Here is a 19,847-nt window from a genome sequence, read left to right as displayed (position 1 = left end):
TGTTCGCCTTTCGTTTCAGCGCTGAGAGAAGCGCCGTCCGACCAGTTCGCCGGTGATGTTGACTTTCTGCAGGTCGATGTGACCGCCGCCGATGCCCCAGACCCAGGCGTCGCGCATCTTCTGTTCCATCGGGTAGTCCTTGCAATAACCCACCGCGCCCATCACTTGGGCGCCGTTGGCGACCACGCGGCGCACCGCTTCGTTGGCAAAGCACTTGGCCACGCTGGTGTCGAGCAGCGATGGCAGGCCGTCCTCGGCGCCCTGCGCGGCGCGATGGATCAGCAGTCGCGCGGCTTCGACGTCGATCTGCATCTCGGCCAGACGCAACTGGACGGCCTGGAAATCGACCAGTGGCTTGCCGAACTGATGGCGCTGCTGGGTGTAGTCCAGCGCCACATCGAGCGCACTGGCGGCGATGCCCAGCGCGCAGGTCGAGTTGCCCAGCCGCTCCATGTTGAACGAGCGCATCAGATCCTTCACGCCGCCGGCCGGCACGATGATGTTCTCGACCGGCACCTCGACGTCGTCAAGGTAGATCTCGGCATTGTGGAAGCCGCGCACACCCATGAAGTTCTCGGGCTTGCCGAAGGACATGCCCGGCGTATCCTTCTCCAGGTAGACCGCGCCGACGCCGGCCGCCCCGGGCTGGTCAGCCAGCCGGCAGTACAGTACGTAGCCCTGCGCATGGCCGGCACCACTGCACCAGCGCTTGACGCCGTTGATGACGATGCGGTCGCCCTTGATCACGGCGCGGGTCTTCAGCTCGGTCATCGCGGTGCCGACATCGGGCTCCGACATCGAAACCGAAACCATCATCTCGCCCGAACACACCTTTGGCAGGACGCGCTGCTTGAGCCATTCCGGCGCGAAGTACAGCAGCGTCTGCGCCGGGCCGCAGTTGGCCTCGAAGACCGGAAAGGCAACCGCGGCCGAGATCTTGGCAAGTTCCTCGAGGACGATCAGCGCATCGACCTTGCCCGCGCCCAGGCCGCCGAAGGCCTGCGGGATGTTGATGCCCAGGAAGCCGAGCTCACCCATGCGGCGGCGCACGTCGTCCGGAACCGGATCGCTGGTCCGTTCGCACTCCTTTGCGACAGCCACCAATTCCTGCTGCGCGAAGCGCCGGGCGGCGTGCTGGAATTCCAATTGCTGATCGGTAAGCCGAAAATCCATCTTTACGCTTCAGGTGACAGAGTCACCCTCATTGACGGGCAGCAGAGCTGGCATTGATCATCAGGCCTGGGTCTGGGCGGAAAGAAAAATCGCACACAAGGGCGATCTGATCGCCCCGATGACACTGAAGCCCCCCATCCTGCCCTCAATGTATGCAGCCCGGCATGATGGGGTCCATACGGAATTCCGTCAATTGACATTCAATCGAACGCTTGTTAGAACCTCGCTATCGAAACAAAGTTGCAGGGCAGCGCCAGTTCACCTCGATTTGACCAGCAGCATACATTGATGCCACAAACCCTAAAAACCAGTGTCGGGAAAACGCCCGAAGCAATCCTTTCCTGCGGAAGCCTGCCTAACACTCGGTCGGTGTTTCCTTGCCTCGTGGACCCGACATGAACTCGCCCAGCAGTGGCACCAAGGATTCAACTGCCGTCATCGAATGTCAAAACCTGGAGCGTCGCTTCGGTGGCCTGGTGGCCGTCACCGGCATCGACTTGCAGGTGGCCCGCGGCGAGATCTTTGGTCTGGTGGGACCCAATGGCAGCGGCAAGACCACCTTGGTCAATGCCATCACAGGCTTCTACCCACCACAAAGGGGCCGCATCCTGCTGAACGGCAGCGACATCACCGGCATGCCTCCGCACAAGGTGGCGCGGCTCAAGGTGGCGCGCACTTTTCAGAATCTGGCCCTGTTCAACGGCATGTCGGCGCTCGACAACATTCTGCTGGGCCGCCACATCTACCTGAATCCCGGCGTCATCAAGACCGCCTTGTATTGGTGGATGAGTCAGAAGGAAGAAATCGCCCATCGGCAGGTGGTCGAGGAGGTGATCGAATTCCTGCAGTTGCAGGCAGTGCGTGATGATCCAGTCGAGACGCTGTCCATCGGCCTGAAGAAACGTGTCGAACTGGCCCGGGCGCTGGTTGCCGAACCGAACTTCCTCATTCTCGACGAGCCGATGGCCGGCATGAATCAGGAAGAAAAGGAATACATGGCCCGGTTTGTTCTCGATGCACGTGACGAGCGCGGCATCACGGTGCTGCTGATCGAGCACCACATGGATGTCGTGCTCGGCATCTGCGACCGTATCATGGCGCTGAACTATGGTGAAGTCATCGGGACCGGCCTGCCACGCGACGTGGTGGCCAATCCACGCGTCATCGAGGCCTACCTCGGGAAGGCGAGCCAACATGCAGCGTGATCAATCGACGCTGGCCGCGGAACCAGCGTCGCAATGGGATCTCGGCGCAGAGACCACCCTGATGCGCCTGCTCGCGATCAATGCACGGGCCTATCCGAAGCGCACCGCGATGCGCGAAAAGGCATTGGGAATCTGGCAGGAGTTCAGCTGGTCCCAGATCCTGGATGAGGTGCTGGCGATCGCCGCGGGGCTTGAACAACTGGGTTTCGGCGAGAACGACGCGTTGCTGGTGCTTGGCGACAACCGGGTGCGCCTTTATCTCGGAATGCTCGCCGCGGCGGGGCTGAAAGGCTACGCCATGCCAGTCTACCCCGATGCGATTCCCGACGAAGTCCGGCATTTCGCCAGCGAAGCGCAGGCGCGATATGCGCTTGCCGAGGACCAGGAGCAAGTCGACAAGTTGCTCGACTTGCGCGACAAGGCACCGTCACTGGCCCATATCGTCTTCGACGATCCGCGGGGCGTCAGCAGCTACGATGCCGAGGGGCTGATTTCCTGGGACGATTTGCGCGCTGCCGGCATGCGCAGGCTCGAAGCCGAAGCCGGACTGCGAGAAAGCCTGATCACGCGCTCGGTCCCCGATGGTCCGGCCGTATTCGTCCATTCGTCCGGGACCACCGGCAAACCCAAAGGCGTGGTGCTGCAGAACCGCAACGTGCTGGCCGGTGTGGGCAACGCCTGTCGCGGCAACGTGTTCGGCTTCGATGAAGAGATTCTTGCCTATCTCCCGATGGCCTGGATCGGCGATTTCGCAGTCACGATGGCGGCCGGAATTGCCTTGCGTTTCGTCATCAACATTCCGGAGCGGCAGGAAACCGTGCTGCGCAACCTGCGCGAGGTTGCGCCGACGGTTTATCTGGCAGCACCGCGCAGCTGGGACAACATGCTGACGACGATTCGCGTGCGCATGGAAGACTCCACGCCGCTGAAGAAACGCATCTTCAACCACTTCATCGAACTTGGCGTCGCGGTACAGCGCCTGAAGCTCGAGGGCAAGACACCGAGCGCGATGCAGCAACTGCGCTACCGAGTCGGGGAGATCCTGGTCTACGCCCCGCTCAAGGATCAGTTTGGACTGAACCGGATGCGAACCGCGCTTACCGGGGGTGAAGCAATGGGCGAGGATACTTTTCTCTTCTATCGCGCGCTGGGCATCAATCTGCGCCAGCTTTACGGGCAAACCGAAAGCAGCGCCTTCAATTCCGTGCAGGCGCCCGATGAAGTCCAGTTGCACACCGTGGGCCGGCCGCTGCCGGGTGTCGAGGCGAAGATCGCCGACGATGGAGAAATCCTGCTGCGTTCGGGGAGCATTTTCAGCGGCTATTTCAACAACGAGGAATCGACTCGTCAGACGCTGATCGATGGCTGGTTGCATACCGGAGACGCCGGCTACATTGAGCCCGACGGCCATCTGGTCGTGCTCGGCCGGGTGGCCGAAGTTGTCCACACCGCCCAGGGCGAGCGCTACATCCCCAACTACATCGAGAACCGCATCAAGTTCAGCCCGTACATACGCGATGTCGCGGTGCTCGGGGCCGGTCGCGATACCTTGGCCGCCATCGTCTGCATCGACCTGGAGTCGGTTGGCCATTGGGCCGAGGTTCGCGGCATTCCATACATTTCCTATGCCGACCTGTCGCAGAACGAGCAGGTGCGCGAACTGGTGCTGACCGAAATCCGGCGCGTCAATCGCGTTCTGCCCGAACCGCTGCAGATCCGGCGCTTCGTCGATCTGCACAAGGAATTCGACCCCGATGACGGGGAAATCACGCGCACGCGAAAGCTTCGCCGCAATGTGATCGAAGACCGCTACAAGGCGATCATCGACGCGTTGTATTCGGACGCCGAATCGGTGGTGATGAAAGCCCAGATCACCTATGACAGTGGTGACATCGGCGTGATCGAACGCAAACTTGTCGTGGGGAATGTCTGAAATGGACTGGGCACTATTTGCTGAATTGGCCATCAACGGCGCCCTGTCGGGGCTGATGTACTCCTTGGTGGCGCTGGGCATCGTCCTGATCTACAAATCGTCGTCAGTCCCGAACCTGGCGCAAGGTGCGTTGGCCATGCTGGGGGCTTTCGTCGCATTGGCGGTATTCGATCTGCTGAAGGCGCCGATATGGGTAGCGTTGCCGGTGGCAATGGTCGTGATGTTCCTCATCGGCATGGGAATCGAGCGGGTCGCATTGCGCCGGCTTGCGGGGCGACCCTTGGTGATGATCCTGATGATGACGCTGGCCATCGATATCTTCATTCGTGCGGCGGCGCTGGTGATATGGGGCGGGACCAACCGGGTGCTGGCGCTCGGCATCGGTTCTGACCCGCTATTCCTCGGGGAGGTTCTGATCAACCGCTCGTATCTGGCAGGTGGCTTGGTTGCGCTGTCGATGTTCGGCTTCTTCATTCTGTTCTTTCGAACCCGCATGGGCATCGTGCTGCGTGCGATTTCCGACGACTACACCGCATCCTGGTCGGTGGGCATCTCGGTCGAACGAGGTGTCGCACTGTCCTGGGCCATGTCGGCAGTCGTCGCTACCACCGCCGGTGTACTCTGGGCATCGATCCAGGGGGTCGACCAGTCTCTGTCGCAGCTGCTGCTGATGGGCATTGCTGTCGCCGTGTTGGGTGGTCTCGACAGCATTGGTGGCGCAATCCTGGCTGGCTTGCTGCTTGGCACGTTCCAGGGAATTGCATCCGGTTACCTGGATCGCCTGGTTGGTGGCGGGAGCCGCGAACTGGTCGTCGCCGGGACCTTGATCCTGACCATCCTGATCCGGCCGCACGGCCTGTTCGGGCGCGAAGACATTCAAAGGATCTGACGCTCATGTTCTATCGACAGGCCGGCATTCATCACACCACCTACCGTGGTGATCGGAAATTTTTTCCGATTTCATTCGAGCGCTGGCAGATCATCGTGCTGTTCGCGATTGGTCTGGCCGCACCCTTCCTGCTGAGTCCCTTGTACCTGAAGAGCTACATGCTGCCATGGCTGATCTGGACATCTGCCGCGCTCGGCCTGAATCTCATCCTGGGCTGGGCCGGACAATTCCATTTCGGGTATGCGGCCGTGATGGGGATCGGTGCCTATACGGCCGTCCACGCCACCCGCAACGGCATCCCCTTCGAGATCGCGCTGGTCCTCGCCGGTCTAATGGCCACGATCATCGGCAGCGCGTTCGCCATCACTGCCTTGCGCGTGCGGGGCCTGTATCTGGCCCTGAGCACGCTGGCGATGCAGTTCGTGCTCGACTGGGTCATAAACAAGGTCCCCGCCGTCAGCGGTGGAACCCAGGCAACGATTCAAGCGCCGCCAATGCGTCTGCTGGGAATCGAAGTCACCTCGGACGCGGGCCAATACTACGTGGTGCTTTTCTGGTGCGTGCTGGTGACGATGTTCATGCTGAACCTGCGCCGCACCGGTCTGGGCCGTGCATTGGTTGCAGTTCGCGAGAAGGATTTCGCCGCTGCGGTGATTGGTGTCAACAGCTTTTATTACAAGCTGGTTGCATTCGCGATGTCGTCATTCATCGGCGGCATCAGCGGCGCGATCTTGATCTTTACGTTCTATCACGCAGTGACGCCAGAGCAATTCACCGTTAGTGTATCCATCCAGACACTGGCGATGGTGATCGTCGGTGGGATCGGCAGCGTCATCGGGTGCTATTTCGGCGTCGCGTTCATCCTGTTGCTGCCGGGGATCGTGGCCAACCTGATCTTCGCGCTCGCCGAGGCGCTGGATCTGAAGATCGGCATCGAACTGCTGGCCCATATTCCAAGCCTGCTGTATGGGATCCTCATCATCGGCTTTCTCCTGTTTGAACCCCTTGGGCTGGCCAAGATCTATGCCAATCTGCGCAACTATCTGCTGTACTGGCCGTTCGGCTACGCCCGCAAGTGAAGGTCGCTTGTTTCTGTCTCTGCAATTCCACCATCCAATGGAGATCGTCAAATGTTCACTCAATTGAAGCTGGTCCTCGGCGCCGCGAGCATGCTGCTTGCCTCGCCTGCCGTCCTGGCGGCCGACCCGATTCGCTTTGGTCTGTGCTACGACTTGACCAAAGCCTATACATTCATCACGCCACAGGTAGCGGCAGCGGCACGCGACTACGCCGACCTGCTGAACATGAAAGGCGGCATCGGCGGCCACCCGATCGAAGTGATCCTGCAGGACCATGGCAACGAGCCGCAACGCGGGATCGAATGCTATGAGAAGGTCAAACAGATGGGCGCGATCACTGTTGACCTGTTGTCGACTCCCGTATCCCGTGCAGTGCTGCCACGCGCGATGAAGGACGGCGTGGTCATGCTGCAGGCACTGGTCGGTCGCGGCGATGCTGTCGACGGTGAAGTCTTCAAGTGGATCTATCCGCTTGGCCCGACCTACTGGGGCCAGGCCGCCAACATCGTCAGCTACTTCAAGAAGCAGTCGGGCGGCAACCTCAAGGGCAAGAAGATCGCGTTCTTATATATCGACTATCCGTTCGGACAGGAGCCGATCCCGGTACTCCAGGAGCTACAGAAACGCGAGGGATTCGACCTTCAACTCTATCCCTACCCTCTCCCTGGCAATGACCAGTCTGCAGCCTGGTCCCAGATCCGGCGCTTCCAGCCAGATCTGATCCTCCATTGGGGCTTTTCTGCCATGCACGGCGTGGCAGCGAAGGAAGCCAATCGCAACGGTATCGCCCTGGACAAGATCATCACGGTCAACTGGTTCAATGAAGTCGATCTTGCGAATATCGGCCCCGCTGTCGCGAAAGGATTGCGGAAATCCTCCGTGGTTGTCAGTGGCAGCGACCACCCATTGATCCAGGAAATATCGCGGGAGCTTTACGACAAGAACAAGGGCAACGGCGATCGCAAGTTCCTTGGTGATACCTACTACAACGTCGGGCTGGCGATCTACGCTCCGGTCTTCGAGGCAGCAAGGCTGGCACTTCAGGCTGACAAGGCACCTCTGACGCCCGAGAAGATGCGCAAGGGGCTCGAGCGACTCAAGGATTACGACGCCAAGGGCATGCTGCCCCCGTTGACTGTGACGGCAAAGGACCATGGCGGTGGCGGCAAGAGCCGGATTGACCTGTGGGACGGCACAAAGTGGGTGCCCCAGACCGACTGGTTCGCGGACTACTCTGACCTGGTGTGGTCAACCGTGAAAAAACATTCCAACGAGTTCGACAAGTCTGGCAAGTAATGCCCGGACCGACCGGGGTGCCATGCACCCCGGTCGGCTCGCAGACCATGCATTGCCGTTTCGCCACTCACTGACAGTAACAAACTTACCGCCATGGCAGTCAACAAATTGAAATGCGCTCTGGGTGCAATCATCATCAGCTTCAGTACCCAGGCCGCACTGGCTGCAGAGCCAGTTCGATTTGGTCTGTGTTATGACCTGACCAAGATCTACGTTGCCGCCGTTCCCCAAGTGGCGCAGGCAGTCAAGGACTACGCAGACCTGTTGAATCTGCGCGGAGGCATCGAAGGCCACCCGGTCGAGATCAACGTGGTGGACCATGGCAATGAACCGCAGCGCGGCATCGATTGTTATGAACGCCTCAAGCGTGACGGCGTCCTGATATTCGACTTCTTCTCGACACCTGTTTCCCGGGCAGTGCTACCACGCATCGTCCAGGATGGCAACATCCTCGTCCAGCCACTGGTCGGACGTGGCGATGCGGTCGACGGAGAGGTATTCAAGAACGTGTTTCCGCTGGCCCCCACCTACTGGGGCCAGGCGGCAAACATCATCAGCTACGTCAAGAAGCAGGCGGGCGGAAACCTGCAAGGCAAAAAGGTCGCGTTCATCTATCTGGACACACCGTTCGGCAGGGAACCGATGCCGATGTTCGAAGCACTCAAGCGCATCGAGCGTTACGAATTCCAGAGTTTCCCGATTCCGGTCCCTGGAAACGATCAGAGTGCCGCATTCACGCAGCTGCGGCGCTTCCAGCCTGACTGGGTCGTGACATGGTCATTTTCACCGTTGAACCCGATCAGTTTTCGCGAGATGCAGCGCAACGGCATCCCGATCGAAAAGATGATCACCGTCAACTGGATCAACGAGGTCGACATCAACAACTTCGGTGCCATGGCAGCCAAGGGGTTGAAGCGATCAGCAGTCGTCAGCGGCGGCGCCGAGCATCCCCTGGTCAAAGACATCCTGCGCGAGGTCTATGACAAGGGCAAGGGCAACGGCGATCGCAAACTGGTGGCTGACTCGTACTACAACACCGGCCTGGCGGTCTATTCCACGGTGTTCGAAGGCCTGCGGCTGGCGATCAAGAACCAGGGATGGCCGCTGACACCCGAAAAGATCCGCCAAGGCATGCACAGCATCAGGAATTTCGATGCCAACGGCTTCATGCCATCGGTAACGATCACACCTCAGGATCACGGCGGCGGCGGCAAGACCCGGATCGACATGTGGGACGGCACGAAGTGGGTTCCCCAGACCGACTGGTTCGCCGATTACACGGCCCTGGTATGGACCATGGTGAGGGCCAACTCGGCCGATTTCGCAAAATCCGGCAAATAAACCAGTGCATTGCACACAGCAGGGGAACAGACGATGCGGACATTCTTGAAAACTGCAGCAACAGCGCTTGCCATGTGGACCGCTTGCCAAGGCGCAGGCGCGGCCGAACCAATTCGTATCGGCTTGTGCTACGACCTGACGAAGTCATACCACTTCATCACGCCCCAGGTGGCCCAGGCGGCGCGCGACTACGCCAATCTGATCAACGCCAAAGGCGGCATCGGAGGACGCCAGCTCGATATCTCGGTGCAGGACCATGGCAACGAGCCACAGCGAGGTCTCGAGTGCTACGAACGCCTGAAGCGTGAAGGCGTGATGGTTTTCGACTTCATGTCGACGCCGGTGGCCCGCGCCGCGCTGCCGCGTGTCATGCAGGACGGCAACATCATGATCCAGGCCTTCCATGGTCGGGCTGATGCAGTCGACGGGGAAGTTTTCAAGTCCGTGTTCCCCCTCGGGCCGACTTACTGGGGGCAGGCAGCCAACATGGTCAGCTACATCAAGCGCCAAGCCGGCACGAACTTCAAGAAGACGAAGATCGCATATCTCTACATCGACTATCCGCTGGGCCACGAACCGATTCCGGTGCTGCAGGAGTTGCAAAAGCGCGAGGGCTTCGAGCTCCAGATGTTTCCCTATCCCTTGCCCGGCAACGACATGAGCTCGGCGATGAGCCAGCTCCGCCGCTACCAACCTGACTGGATCATCCACTGGGGCATCGGTCCGATGAACGTGGTCGCCGTCAAGGAATTGAAGCGCAATGGAATCGCGCTGGACAAGTTCATTACCGTCAACTGGATCAACGAGGTCGACATCAACAACATCGGCGCCGACGCGGCGAAAGGGCTCAAGCGATCCTCGGTCGTCATTGGTGGCGGTACCGAGCACCCCTTGCTGCGGGAGATTTCCAAGGATCTCTACGACAAAGGCAAGGGCAGCGGTGACCGAAAGTTCCTCTCCGACTCGTACTACAACCTGGGCCTGGCGATGTATTCCACGGTCTTCGAAGGAGTACGGGTGGCGGCCAAGGATGGGACCCCTCTCACCGCCGAGAAGATCCGCAAAGGCATGGAAAGCCTGCGCAACTACGACGCCAACGGCCTGATGGCCCCGCTGACGCTGACCGCGCAGGACCATGGTGGCGGTGGCAAGACACGAATCGACATGTGGGACGGCAGCAAGTGGGTGCCTCAAATCGACTGGTCCGCAGATTACACGGATCTGGTTTGGAGCACGGTGAAGCAGCATTCCGCCGACTTCGCAAAATCCGGAAAATAAACAGTGAACGCCTTGAGTCTGAACAACATCGAGGTCATCTACGACCATGTTTTCCTGGCCATCAAGGGCGTCTCGGTCGAAGTTCCGGACGGCGGCATGGTCGCGCTGCTCGGTGCAAACGGTGCCGGCAAGAGCACCACGCTCAAGGCGATAAGCGGCCTGCTGAAGGCCGAACGCGGCCTGGTGACGCGCGGAGATGTCAAATACCGTGATCAGGATCTGGCCCATTTGCCGCCGCAGCAGCGTGTCAAGCTGGGAATCGCACAGGTACTCGAAGGTCGACGTGTCTTTGAGCATCTGACGTCCGACGAGAACCTGATTGCGGCGTCGGCCGTGCATGGCAGCCGCGCCGACATGGCCCGCAACATGGAGCGGGTCTATGGCTACTTCCCGCGTCTGTACGAGCGCCGAACCGCCATGTCCGGATACCTTTCGGGTGGCGAGCAGCAGATGCTCGCGATTGCGCGCGCACTGATGACGCAGCCCAAGTTGCTGATGCTGGACGAACCAAGCCTCGGGCTCGCTCCCGTCATCGTCGAGGAAATATTTTCAATTATCCGGCGCATCAACCAGGAAGAAAAAATGTCGATTCTGCTGGTGGAGCAGAACGCGATCGCCGCACTTGACGTCGTATCCCATGGCTACCTGATCGAGAATGGCCGCGTCGTCATGCACGACGCCGCGGAGTCCCTCAAGAAGAACCCGGATATCCAGGAGTTCTATCTCGGTGGACACGAAGGCAAGGACTTCAACAACATCAAGCACTATCGCCGGCGCAAGCGGTGGCTGGCCTGAGTGCACTCTTCAGGACCAACGATCGATCGACTGCGCCAGCGACTTGCCCGGCTGCCGGCGCAGACCTCGCTCACGCTGCAGCAGTTGCGTGCGCAGTACGAGCGCGCCACCGAGGCATTTCCCGTCAGCGACGCAGTACAGGTAAAGGCAGTTGCCGCGAGGACGGTGCGCGGCGAATGGCTGACGCCCGACGGTGCCGCAGATGCAGTGATGCTGTACTTGCACGGCGGCGGTTATGTCATCGGCTCGCCGCGCTCGCACCGCCACCTGGCTGCCGCGATCTCCTTGGCCGCGGGCGTGCGGACCTTCACGCTGGACTACCGGCTGGCGCCGGAGCATCCGCATCCGGCAGCACTCGATGACGCCATTGCCGCCTACCGTTGGCTGAGAACCCGCAATCACGTGCCGGCACAGCGGATCGTCATCGCCGGCGACTCAGCCGGCGGTGGGCTCGCGCTGGCCCTGCTGGTGGCGCTGCGCGATGCCGGTGAGGCGCTGCCGGCTTCGGCGGTACTGTTGTCGCCCTGGGTCGATCTGAGCTGTAACCTGCCTTCGTGCCAGCCCGGCGCTGTACCAGATCCAGTGATCGACCCTCAGGTGATTCGCGCAATGGCCCGCGCTTACATGGGCCGCCGCAACCTTCGCCAGCCGCGTGCGTCGCCGCTGTTTGCCGATCTACGCGGCCTGCCGCAGCTATTGGTGCAAGCCGGCGGCGCTGAGTCGCTGCTCGACGACGCATTACAGATCGCGATGGCCGCCAGCCGGGCCGGCGTGCACACCACGCTCGAGGTCTGGCCACGCATGATCCATGTCTGGCAATGGTACGCACCCATCCTCGATGATGGCCGAGTGGCAATCAAACGCATCGCCGAATTCACGCGCGATGCGTTGACCCGGTCCGAAGCAGTCTGAGCCTGCGTCCATTTTCAAACAAATGCTTGGCAGGTTTACAATGAGTCGTCTTCACTAAGGGATCAACCATGGCAAGATCGGCCACTGTCACGAACGCGCGACAGCGCAGCATTCGCGGGCAGACCGCCATCGTCGGCGCGGGGCGGTCGGCGGTCGGGCGGGTGCAAGGCAAGAGCGTGATGGCGCTGGCATCGCAGGCCGCCAAGGCCGCGCTGGCCGATGCCGGCATTGATCGTTCGCAGATCGATGGGGTGCTGACCAGCGCGGCATTCGCCGCGCCGTTTCATCGCTTCAGCGTGGCCTTCAGCGAGTACTTCGGAATCGTGCCGACGTTCTCGAATACGCTGCAGGTGTCGGGCGCGACGGCTGCCACGATGTTCAACATTGCTGCAGCCGCGATTGCCGGCGGCTTGGCCGAAAATGTCCTCGTTCTCGGCGCCGACAGCCTGCTCACCGGTCTGTCGCCCGACCTGGCGCTGCGCTCGATGACCGAGAGTCGTGATCAGCAGTACGAGATGCCCTTCGGCATCCCGGTAGCCAATACATTCGCGATGACGGCGCACCGTCACATGAAGGATTTCGGCACCACCGCCGAGCAATTCGCCAAGGTTGCGGTAATTCATCGCGAACACGCGATGCGCACGCCTGGCGCACAGATGACCACGCCGATCACGGTGGACGACGTGCTCAATTCCGGCTGGGTGACTACGCCATATCACAAGCTTGATTGTTCGCTGATCTCGGACGGTGCTGTCGCCTTCGTGGTCAGCTCGGCCGACCGCGTCGGCGCATTCAAGGCCAAGCCGATTTTCATCCTGGGCGGCGGCGAGTGTTATACGCACGAGCACATCTTTCTGATGCCCTCACTGACGACCACCGGAGCCGTGCAGTCCAGCGCGAAGGCTTATGCCATGGCCGGTTGTTCGCCTCGCGACATCGATGTGGCCGGAATCTACGACTGCTTCACCGGCACCGTGATCATGATGCTGGAAGATCTCGGCTTCTGCCCCAAGGGCGCAGGGGGCGGGTTCGTCGATGATCGCCAGATTACCTACGGCGGGGCGATCCCCTGCAACACCCATGGCGGCCTGCTCTCGTTCGCCCATCCCGGCATGCCAGGTTCATTGCTCCACTTTCTGGAGGTGGTGCAGCAACTTCGCGGCGCGTGCGGCGAGCGACAGGTGGCAGGGGCTGAGCTCGGGCTCGTGCACAGCCTCGGGGCCGGATTTGCCACACAAGCCACAACCATTCTTGGAACGGAGGCCACATTGTGAGACTGATTGATCCCCGCGAGGCACATGTCAAGCCACTGCCCACGCCGGACGCCGATTCGCGAGATTATTGGCAGGGGCTGAAGGACGGCAAGCTGCTGCTTCAGCATTGCGCCGCATGTGGGCACGTGCAGTTCTACCAACAGGCAATCTGCCGGCAGTGTGGCAGCGAGGAACTCGAACACCGAGCGGCCAGTGGGCGCGGCGTGGTGCATTCATACAGTGTGGTACACCGAGCGCCGGGTCCCGCCTTCAAGCAGGAAACGCCGTATGCCGTGCTGCTGGTGGAGCTGGTTGAAGGCCCTCGCATGATCAGTTCGCTGGCCGATGCCGATCCGACACAGGTCGAGTTCGACATGCCGGTCGAATTGGTCTGCGAGCAAGTCGGCGAGCAAGTGGTGCTGCCACGTTTCCGACCCGTCGGTGGCCTGACAGACGGTCGATAAAAAGACGGCGGGAAGTTTCCTGCCCGCCGCGGAAAATGCCTCCGCTGAGGTGAAGGCACCCTAGGAACCGTCAGAACAGATGCCGGATGCCGAGAGCAAGACCATTGTTCTTTGCGTTGGTGACGATGACATTGCCACTTCCGCCGAAGTTCCCGTTACCCCAGAGGGGTGAGAGCCCAAGATCCTTGTTGTCGACGAATCCAGCCAAGGCATAGAGCGAGGTGCGCTTCGAAAGCGCGTAGAACGCGTTCAGTACCACCAGCTTGCTGGTTGAAGAGGGGCCGACCTTCTCTTTCACCGCCCAGTACTGGGCGGCCAAGGTCAGAGCCGGCGTGGCCTTGAAGCTGCCGCCCAGCGTCCACAGACTCGAGTGGACAAAGCCGACCACGCCATTGCTGTTGTCCATCTTGTCGGCACCGGCATGAAGTTTGAAGGTGCCGAAGTCGTAGGAGCCCGACAACATGGTCCAGGTCACGCTCTTGCCGGCAAGATCCTCGTCCTTCTGGACACTGAGCGAGACAGCAATCGGCCCTTGCATGTAGCGAACGTTGCCGCCCAGGTTCCTGCCGCTCAGGCCCTCTCCGGCCGCGACTGACAATGCAAAGTCGAAGCCACCCAGCTTCGGACTGTCGTAGCGAATCTGGTTGCTGTTCCAGAAATCGTTGCCGATGCCCTGGGACAGCACGGCAAGCCCGAAGCCGGTATTGATGCCCGACGGCGTCGCGCTGATGACACCCCCTTGCTTGGCAATTGCCGCGGTCCCGTAGCGACCCAGCGCGACCTGCCCGAACGCACCCTTCAGCCCGACCACGGCATTGCGGCGCCAGAACGAAGGCGCGGTTGCCGTAGCGCATCCGGCAGCGGCGTTGCAGGCGCCGGAGCTCGCGCCTCCACCTGCCACCCCATTTTTCATATCGATCGGAGACTCGAGGTTGAAGAAGACACTCACTCCGCTGCCAAGATCCTCGGTTCCTCTGACCCCCCACCGCGACGAACTGCCGGTATCGGAATTGAGCTTGTTCAGACGGCTGGTCGATGTGGCGGTCCTGTCGAATGTGGCACCTCCGACGTCTAGCAACCCATATAGCGTCACCGAAGACTGCCCGTATGCAAGGACCGCCGCCGATGCGCCAAAGACTCCGATCAAGAGCGTTCTGATGTTCACTTCTTTGTCTCCTCTAGTGGATTGAAACCGCCCCGCAACGGGACGAATGGGGGAACAGAATTTCTGGCGACGATGGGGTCGGGCGATCAAATCCGGGCCTCAGCCCAGGCTTTCAGCCTAACGTTAGGCAGTTAAACCGTACATGTCCAGGGTGTATACCCCAATGGCTGCGGGAAGGTATGCCTCCCGATTCCACACCGCTTCCGGACCGTCCACGTCCCTCCCGGGCGCCTTCAGTCGTCGTTCTTTTTGGCGAAAACTACTTCCTATGGAGAAAACTTCTGGACGAGTCCGGCATCACATGTCACCATTGAAGGATGGTTCCATCAATCTCCATCGTCTCAAATGGACACTAACGCAGCGCCGGAAAAACTTGTTGGAGCCCTCGCCAGCGGGCTGGCAATCGTGCGCTATCTGTCGACCGCCGCCGCACCAATCGGGGTCAGCCGCATCGCGCGCGGCCTTGGGTTGAATTCGAGCACCTGTTTCAACCTGCTCAAGACACTGGTGCATGAACGACTGGTCACTTTTGACGACGCCACCAAGACCTACCGGGTCGGGCTGGGTCTGGTCGAACTGGCCAAGGGCGCACTCGAGACCGCATCGTATGCGCGGCTGGTGCATCCGCACCTCGAATGTATCGCCGCCACGCATCGGGTCACGGCCACGCTCTGGCACTGCGCATCGGCAGACCGTGTCGTGCTGGTTGATCGCGCTGACAACGATGGAACGATGCGCGTTCATATGAACGTCGGTCAGCGCCTGCCCATGTTCATATCCGCACTTGGCCGCAGCATGGCGGCGCACTCGGGTCTGACCCGCAATGCGCTGCGGCAGAGAGTCGCCGCGCTGCGCTGGGATGATGCCCCCAGCTTCGAGGCCTACATGCGCAGTGTCGACGAAGCGCTCAGCAAGGGCTATGCGGTTGACGCCGCCAACTATGTCAAGGGCGTGACCAGCGTCTCCTCAGCGGTGCTCGATGCGGCCGGGTTGCCGGTCATGGCGATCAGCGGTACCGGGTTCAGCGCACAGTTGACGCGGGCGGCGATCAAGGCACTGGGCGAAGACCTGCGCGACCGGGCCGCACTTGTTTCGCGGGCCTTGTCCGGTCCCCTACCCAAGGAAGAGGCACTTGACCGATGAGTCTGGATTTCCGCTTCTCCGCTGAACATGAAGCCGTGCGCGACACCGTGCGCCGCATGTGCCGTGAAGAGCTGTCGCCACTGGTCGAGCAGGCCGAAGAAGAAGAGTCCTTTCCGCGTCAGGTGTTCCGCCGCTGGGGTGAACTGGGTCTGCTTGGCGTGCGCTACCCCGAATCGGATGGCGGCAGCGGCATGGACAAGGTCAGCGACTGCCTCGTGCGCGAAGAGCTGAGCTTTTGCAGCCAGGCCTTCGCGTCAAGCTGGTCGGCCCATTCACACCTCGGCATCTGGCCGCTCTGGCGCGCCGGCACGCCCGAGCAGCGGGCGCGCTGTTTCGTGCCGGCACTGGCGGGGGAGAAGATCGCCGCCTTCGCCCTGAGCGAGCCGGACGGCGGCTCCAACGTGCGTGCGCTGCGCACCAAGGCCACGCGCACGCCCGATGGCTGGCGCCTGGACGGGGCAAAACTCTACATCACCAACGCACCGATTGCCGACTTCATGCTGGTCGCCGCACGCACGCGGCCCGAACTCACGCCCGAGGCGATCAGCCTGTTCATCGTCGAGCTGCCGAATCCCGGCGTGGTGATGTCCAAGCTGCGCAAGGAAGGCATCCGTGGCTCGGAGACAGCGTTGATCCACCTTGACAATGTGCTCGTGCCCGACGCCGACCTGCTCGGCGCGCGCGAGGGAACCTATCCGGTGATCCTCGATTCGTTGAGCGAGAACCGCGTCGGCGTGGCGGCCAATGCATTGGGCATGGCGCGCGCGGCATACGAGGCTGCACTGTCCTTTGCCCGCGACCGGGTGGTGGCCGGCAAACGCATTGGTGACTACCAGGCCGTCGGTCACCGGCTGGCCGAGATGGCGGCACAGATCGAGGCCGCACGCTGGCTGGTCTACTACGGCGCATGGCGCGTCGACCAGGGAACGTTGGATGCGGCCACCGCAGCCAAGGTCAAGCTGGTAGCCAGCGAGACGGCAGTGTCAGTCAGCGAAGCCGCCATCCGCATTCACGGCGGCGCCGGGATCATGCGCGAATACCCGGTTGGCCGCATTCACCGCGATGCCCTGGTCTATGTGATCGGCGAGGGCACCAGCGACATCCAGCGCAACATCATTGCGCGCGACCTCGGATTCAAGACATGACAATCGCAGCTTCCGTTCTGCGCGAGCGCCACGGCGCCACGCTCGTCATCAGGCTCAACAAGCCCGAAGCACGCAATGCCTTCGACCTGGAGATGCGCCAGGACATCGCCGAGGCCGTGTTCGAGGCCCGCGACAACCCCGACATACGCGCCGTCGTCATCACCGGCTCGGGCAAGGCTTTCTGCGCCGGCGGCGACCTGAAGGCACTGTCGGCGGAGAAACGTCCCGTCTTCAAAGATCGTGACCGCATCCGCCGCCTGCACGTCTGGTTCCGCGAGCTGACCAATCTCGAGAAGCCGGTCATCGCCGCGGTGCACGGGCCTGCATTCGGTGCCGGTTTCATCCTGGCACTGGCCTGTGATTTCGTGCTCGCCGCGCCCAGCGCCCGCTTCTGCGCCGTGTTTACGCGCATGGGTCTGGTACCGGACCTGGGCGCTTTCTACCTGCTGCCGCGCGTGGTCGGCCTGATGCGTGCGAAGGAGTTGGTGTTCTCGGCGCGCGAGGTCGATGTGGAAGAAGCGCAATCGCTTGGCATTGTCTATGACGTGGTGGCCGAGGAGAGCCTGCTCGACGAAGCGCTGGCAATGGCAGCGCGCTTTCACACCGCATCCACGCAGGCCATCGGCATCTCGAAGAACATCCTCAACCGCTCGTTCAACCTCGATCAGGACACGCTCGCCGAACTCGAGGCGGCAGCGCAGGCGATGGTGATGAAGACCGACTACCACCATGACGCCGTGTCGCGCTTCATCAACAAGCAGCCGCTGGCCTTCCAGTGGCCGGCCAAGCGCGGGCCCGGCAGCGGCAAGTGAACATCGAGGCTTCGAACAGCGGCGAACGCCTGTTCGCGCTGTACCAGACCATGCTGCTCGTCCGTCAGGCCGAGATGGCTCTGACCAAACTGTTCGCCGACGGCGAGGTGCCGGGCTTCATTCACCTCAGCATCGGCCAGGAGGCGATCGCCGCCGGTGTCTGCTCGGCGCTGGCAAGCGGCGATACGCTGGCCACCACGCACCGTGGCCATGGCCACGTGCTGGCGCGCGGCTTGGCGCTGGACGGTTTTTTCAAGGAGGTCATGGGCCGGGCCGGCGGCATTTGCCAGGGCCGCGGCGGCTCGATGCACGTGGCCGACACCAGCCTTGGAATCCTCGGCGCCAACGGCATCGTCGGCGCCGGCATTCCGATCGCGCTGGGCAGTGCCCTCGCACAGTCGGTGCTGGGCACCGGCGCTCTGGCGGTGAGTTTCTTCGGCGATGGCGCGATGGCCGAAGGCGTGTTGCACGAGACGCTGAACATGGCTGCGCTGTGGAAGACTCCGCTGCTGCTGGTCTGCGAGAACAACGGCTGGTCGGAGTTCTCGCCCACCGCGCGTCAATTTGCCGCGCAACTCGGTGGTCTGGCGGCGGCCTTCGGCATCGTCCATGAGTTGGTGGACGGCAACGATGTCCTGGCGGTGGCCGACGCGGCGACACGCGCCACCTCGGCCATTCGCAGCGGCAACGGACCACGCCTGCTGGAATGCAAGACACACCGCGTGCGCGGCCACTTCGAAGGCGATCCGCAGAAATACCGCGCTGCCGAAGAATTGCAGGCCGGCGCGAAGATCGATCCCCTGGAACGCGCCCAGGCCGCGCTGCGCAAGGCCGGGATCGGCGCCGACGTGCTGGCCGCTGCTGCGAGCGAGGTGGCGCAGCGCATCGAAGCGGCGATTACCGCCGCACGCGCCGACGGCCTGCCGGACTTTGCGCCCGCATTGGCCGACGTCTATACCCCGCTGCCGGCATGAGCACGACTACAGAAATGAAATATATGGCCAGCGTCGCGATGGCCCTGCGCGACACCATGGCCGAAGACCCACGTGTGGTCGTGATGGGCGAGGACATCGGGGCGCCGGGTGGCTCGTTCAAGGCGACGCGCGGCCTGCTCGATGAATTCGGTCCGAAGCGCGTCCTCGACACACCGATCTCGGAAGCCAGCATCGTCTCGGCTGCGGTCGGCGCTGCCCTGTCGGGATTGCGACCGGTGGTCGAGATCATGTTCATGGATTTCGTCACGCTGGCGATGGATGCGCTGGTCAACCAGGCAGCCAAGGCGCGCTTCATGTTCGGCGGCCAATGCAGCGTACCGATGGTGATGCGCACGCCGCATGGCGGCGGGCTTAATGCGGGGCCGCAGCACTCGCAATGCCTGGAATCCTGGCTGGCACACATTCCCGGCCTGAAGGTGGTCTGCGCCGCAACACCCGGTGACGCCTACGGCCTGCTGCGAGCGGCCATCGCCGATCCTGACCCGGTGATCTTCATCGAACACAAGGGCCTGTACGGCAGCAAGGGCCCGGTGGACTGCGCTGCGACCGATGCAATCGGGACAGCGAAGGTGGTGCGTGCGGGACGCGACGCGACGCTCGTGACCTATGGCGCGACCGTGCACACATCGCTGCTGGCGGCGCAGCAGCTCGCCGCCGAAGGTGTCGAAATCGAGGTCATCGACCTGCGCAGCCTGCAGCCCTGGGACCGCCGCACCGTCCTCGCCTCGTTGGCACGCACCCACCGCGCCGTCATCGTCCATGAGGCAGTGCAGGCCTTCGGCGTCGGTGCCGAAATTGCCGCCACGCTGGCCGACGAAGGCTTCGACGATCTCGACGCACCGATCGTGCGGGTCGGTGCACCGTTCATGCCGGTGCCGTTCGCGAAGTCGCTCGAGCAGGGTTATGCGATCGGCGTCGCGGGCATCGTCAGCGCACTGCGGCGCACGCTGGATTGAACACAAAGGCAAT

The 19,847-nt window shown here is 61.9% G+C and carries 18 protein-coding genes; 16 read left to right on the top strand and 2 right to left on the bottom strand.

Translation table 11 applies throughout. The annotated features are described in order from the left end of the window. Window positions 1-15: 15 nt before the first annotated feature. Complete coding sequence (locus ACNH6H_RS18445; protein ID WP_418319736.1) at window positions 16-1,173, bottom strand: acyl-CoA dehydrogenase family protein; 1,158 nt, start codon at window positions 1,171-1,173, stop codon at window positions 16-18. A gap of 395 nt (window positions 1,174-1,568) precedes the next feature. Between ACNH6H_RS18445 and ACNH6H_RS18440 the strand changes: the two genes are divergently transcribed. The 11 genes from ACNH6H_RS18440 to ACNH6H_RS18390 all read left to right on the top strand — a co-directional run bounded on the left by ACNH6H_RS18440 (window position 1,569) and on the right by ACNH6H_RS18390 (window position 13,618). After that, the gene (locus ACNH6H_RS18440; protein ID WP_418319735.1) at window positions 1,569-2,378 is read left to right on the top strand and encodes an ABC transporter ATP-binding protein; all 810 of its coding nucleotides are present in this window, start codon (window positions 1,569-1,571) and stop codon (window positions 2,376-2,378) included. Then, window positions 2,368-4,311, top strand: a complete 1,944-nt coding sequence (locus ACNH6H_RS18435) for an AMP-dependent synthetase/ligase (RefSeq protein WP_418319733.1) — start codon at window positions 2,368-2,370, stop codon at window positions 4,309-4,311. Before ACNH6H_RS18440 ends, ACNH6H_RS18435 begins: the two co-directional genes overlap by 11 nt. Before the next feature lies 1 nt (window position 4,312). Then, window positions 4,313-5,200, top strand: coding sequence for a branched-chain amino acid ABC transporter permease (locus ACNH6H_RS18430; RefSeq protein WP_418319731.1), 888 nt, complete (start codon window positions 4,313-4,315; stop codon window positions 5,198-5,200). Window positions 5,201-5,205: 5 nt separating this feature from the next. Next, a complete protein-coding gene (locus ACNH6H_RS18425; RefSeq protein WP_418319729.1) occupies window positions 5,206-6,279 on the top strand; it encodes a branched-chain amino acid ABC transporter permease in 1,074 nt (357 codons plus the stop codon). A gap of 51 nt (window positions 6,280-6,330) precedes the next feature. Beyond that, window positions 6,331-7,575, top strand: coding sequence for an ABC transporter substrate-binding protein (locus ACNH6H_RS18420; RefSeq protein WP_418319727.1), 1,245 nt, complete (start codon window positions 6,331-6,333; stop codon window positions 7,573-7,575). Between the two features lie 93 nt (window positions 7,576-7,668). Continuing rightward, complete coding sequence (locus ACNH6H_RS18415) at window positions 7,669-8,916, top strand: ABC transporter substrate-binding protein (RefSeq protein ID WP_418319725.1); 1,248 nt, start codon at window positions 7,669-7,671, stop codon at window positions 8,914-8,916. Window positions 8,917-8,949: 33 nt separating this feature from the next. Then, window positions 8,950-10,194 carry an ABC transporter substrate-binding protein gene (locus ACNH6H_RS18410; RefSeq protein ID WP_418319724.1) on the top strand — a complete coding sequence of 415 codons (1,245 nt, stop codon included), beginning with the start codon at window positions 8,950-8,952 and terminating at the stop codon, window positions 10,192-10,194. 3 nt (window positions 10,195-10,197) lie between these two features. Further along, complete coding sequence (locus ACNH6H_RS18405; RefSeq protein WP_418319722.1) at window positions 10,198-10,989, top strand: ABC transporter ATP-binding protein; 792 nt, start codon at window positions 10,198-10,200, stop codon at window positions 10,987-10,989. Window positions 10,990-11,073: 84 nt separating this feature from the next. Further along, window positions 11,074-11,901: an alpha/beta hydrolase gene (locus ACNH6H_RS18400; RefSeq protein WP_418319721.1), complete on the top strand. Its 828-nt coding sequence runs from the start codon at window positions 11,074-11,076 to the stop codon at window positions 11,899-11,901. A 68-nt stretch (window positions 11,902-11,969) separates the two neighbouring features. Beyond that, the gene (locus ACNH6H_RS18395) at window positions 11,970-13,175 is read left to right on the top strand and encodes a thiolase C-terminal domain-containing protein (protein WP_418319719.1); all 1,206 of its coding nucleotides are present in this window, start codon (window positions 11,970-11,972) and stop codon (window positions 13,173-13,175) included. Next, window positions 13,172-13,618, top strand: a complete 447-nt coding sequence (locus ACNH6H_RS18390; RefSeq protein ID WP_418319717.1) for a Zn-ribbon domain-containing OB-fold protein — start codon at window positions 13,172-13,174, stop codon at window positions 13,616-13,618. The genes ACNH6H_RS18395 and ACNH6H_RS18390 overlap by 4 nt, the downstream gene beginning before the upstream one ends. A gap of 70 nt (window positions 13,619-13,688) precedes the next feature. Here ACNH6H_RS18390 and ACNH6H_RS18385 read toward each other — a convergent pair whose 3' ends face one another. Then, window positions 13,689-14,783 carry a porin gene (locus ACNH6H_RS18385; RefSeq protein ID WP_418319715.1) on the bottom strand — a complete coding sequence of 365 codons (1,095 nt, stop codon included), beginning with the start codon at window positions 14,781-14,783 and terminating at the stop codon, window positions 13,689-13,691. 345 nt (window positions 14,784-15,128) lie between these two features. On the opposite strand from ACNH6H_RS18385, the gene ACNH6H_RS18380 reads away from it, so the two are divergent. From ACNH6H_RS18380 to ACNH6H_RS18360, 5 genes are read left to right on the top strand one after another with little or no spacing between them, the layout of a single operon-like run. After that, entirely contained in the window at window positions 15,129-15,926 is a 798-nt protein-coding gene (locus tag ACNH6H_RS18380) for an IclR family transcriptional regulator (protein ID WP_418319713.1), read from the top strand. Then, window positions 15,923-17,071, top strand: a complete 1,149-nt coding sequence (locus ACNH6H_RS18375) for an acyl-CoA dehydrogenase family protein (RefSeq protein WP_418319712.1) — start codon at window positions 15,923-15,925, stop codon at window positions 17,069-17,071. The genes ACNH6H_RS18380 and ACNH6H_RS18375 overlap by 4 nt, the downstream gene beginning before the upstream one ends. A gap of 2 nt (window positions 17,072-17,073) precedes the next feature. Then, window positions 17,074-17,883: an enoyl-CoA hydratase/isomerase family protein gene (locus ACNH6H_RS18370; protein ID WP_418321389.1), complete on the top strand. Its 810-nt coding sequence runs from the start codon at window positions 17,074-17,076 to the stop codon at window positions 17,881-17,883. Window positions 17,884-17,933: 50 nt separating this feature from the next. Then, window positions 17,934-18,857 carry a thiamine pyrophosphate-dependent dehydrogenase E1 component subunit alpha gene (locus ACNH6H_RS18365; RefSeq protein ID WP_418321388.1) on the top strand — a complete coding sequence of 308 codons (924 nt, stop codon included), beginning with the start codon at window positions 17,934-17,936 and terminating at the stop codon, window positions 18,855-18,857. Continuing rightward, on the top strand, window positions 18,854-19,834 hold the full coding sequence (locus ACNH6H_RS18360) for an alpha-ketoacid dehydrogenase subunit beta (RefSeq protein ID WP_418319711.1): 981 nt from the start codon (window positions 18,854-18,856) through the stop codon (window positions 19,832-19,834). The genes ACNH6H_RS18365 and ACNH6H_RS18360 overlap by 4 nt, the downstream gene beginning before the upstream one ends. Window positions 19,835-19,847 lie beyond the last annotated feature (13 nt).

Source organism: Pseudideonella sakaiensis (assembly GCF_048320135.1).
GTDB classification, from domain to species: Bacteria; Pseudomonadota; Gammaproteobacteria; order Burkholderiales; family Burkholderiaceae_C; genus Ideonella_A; species Ideonella_A sakaiensis_A.
The sequence above is the reverse complement of the archived record's forward strand: the minus strand, read 5'-3'. Positions and strand labels throughout refer to the sequence as shown.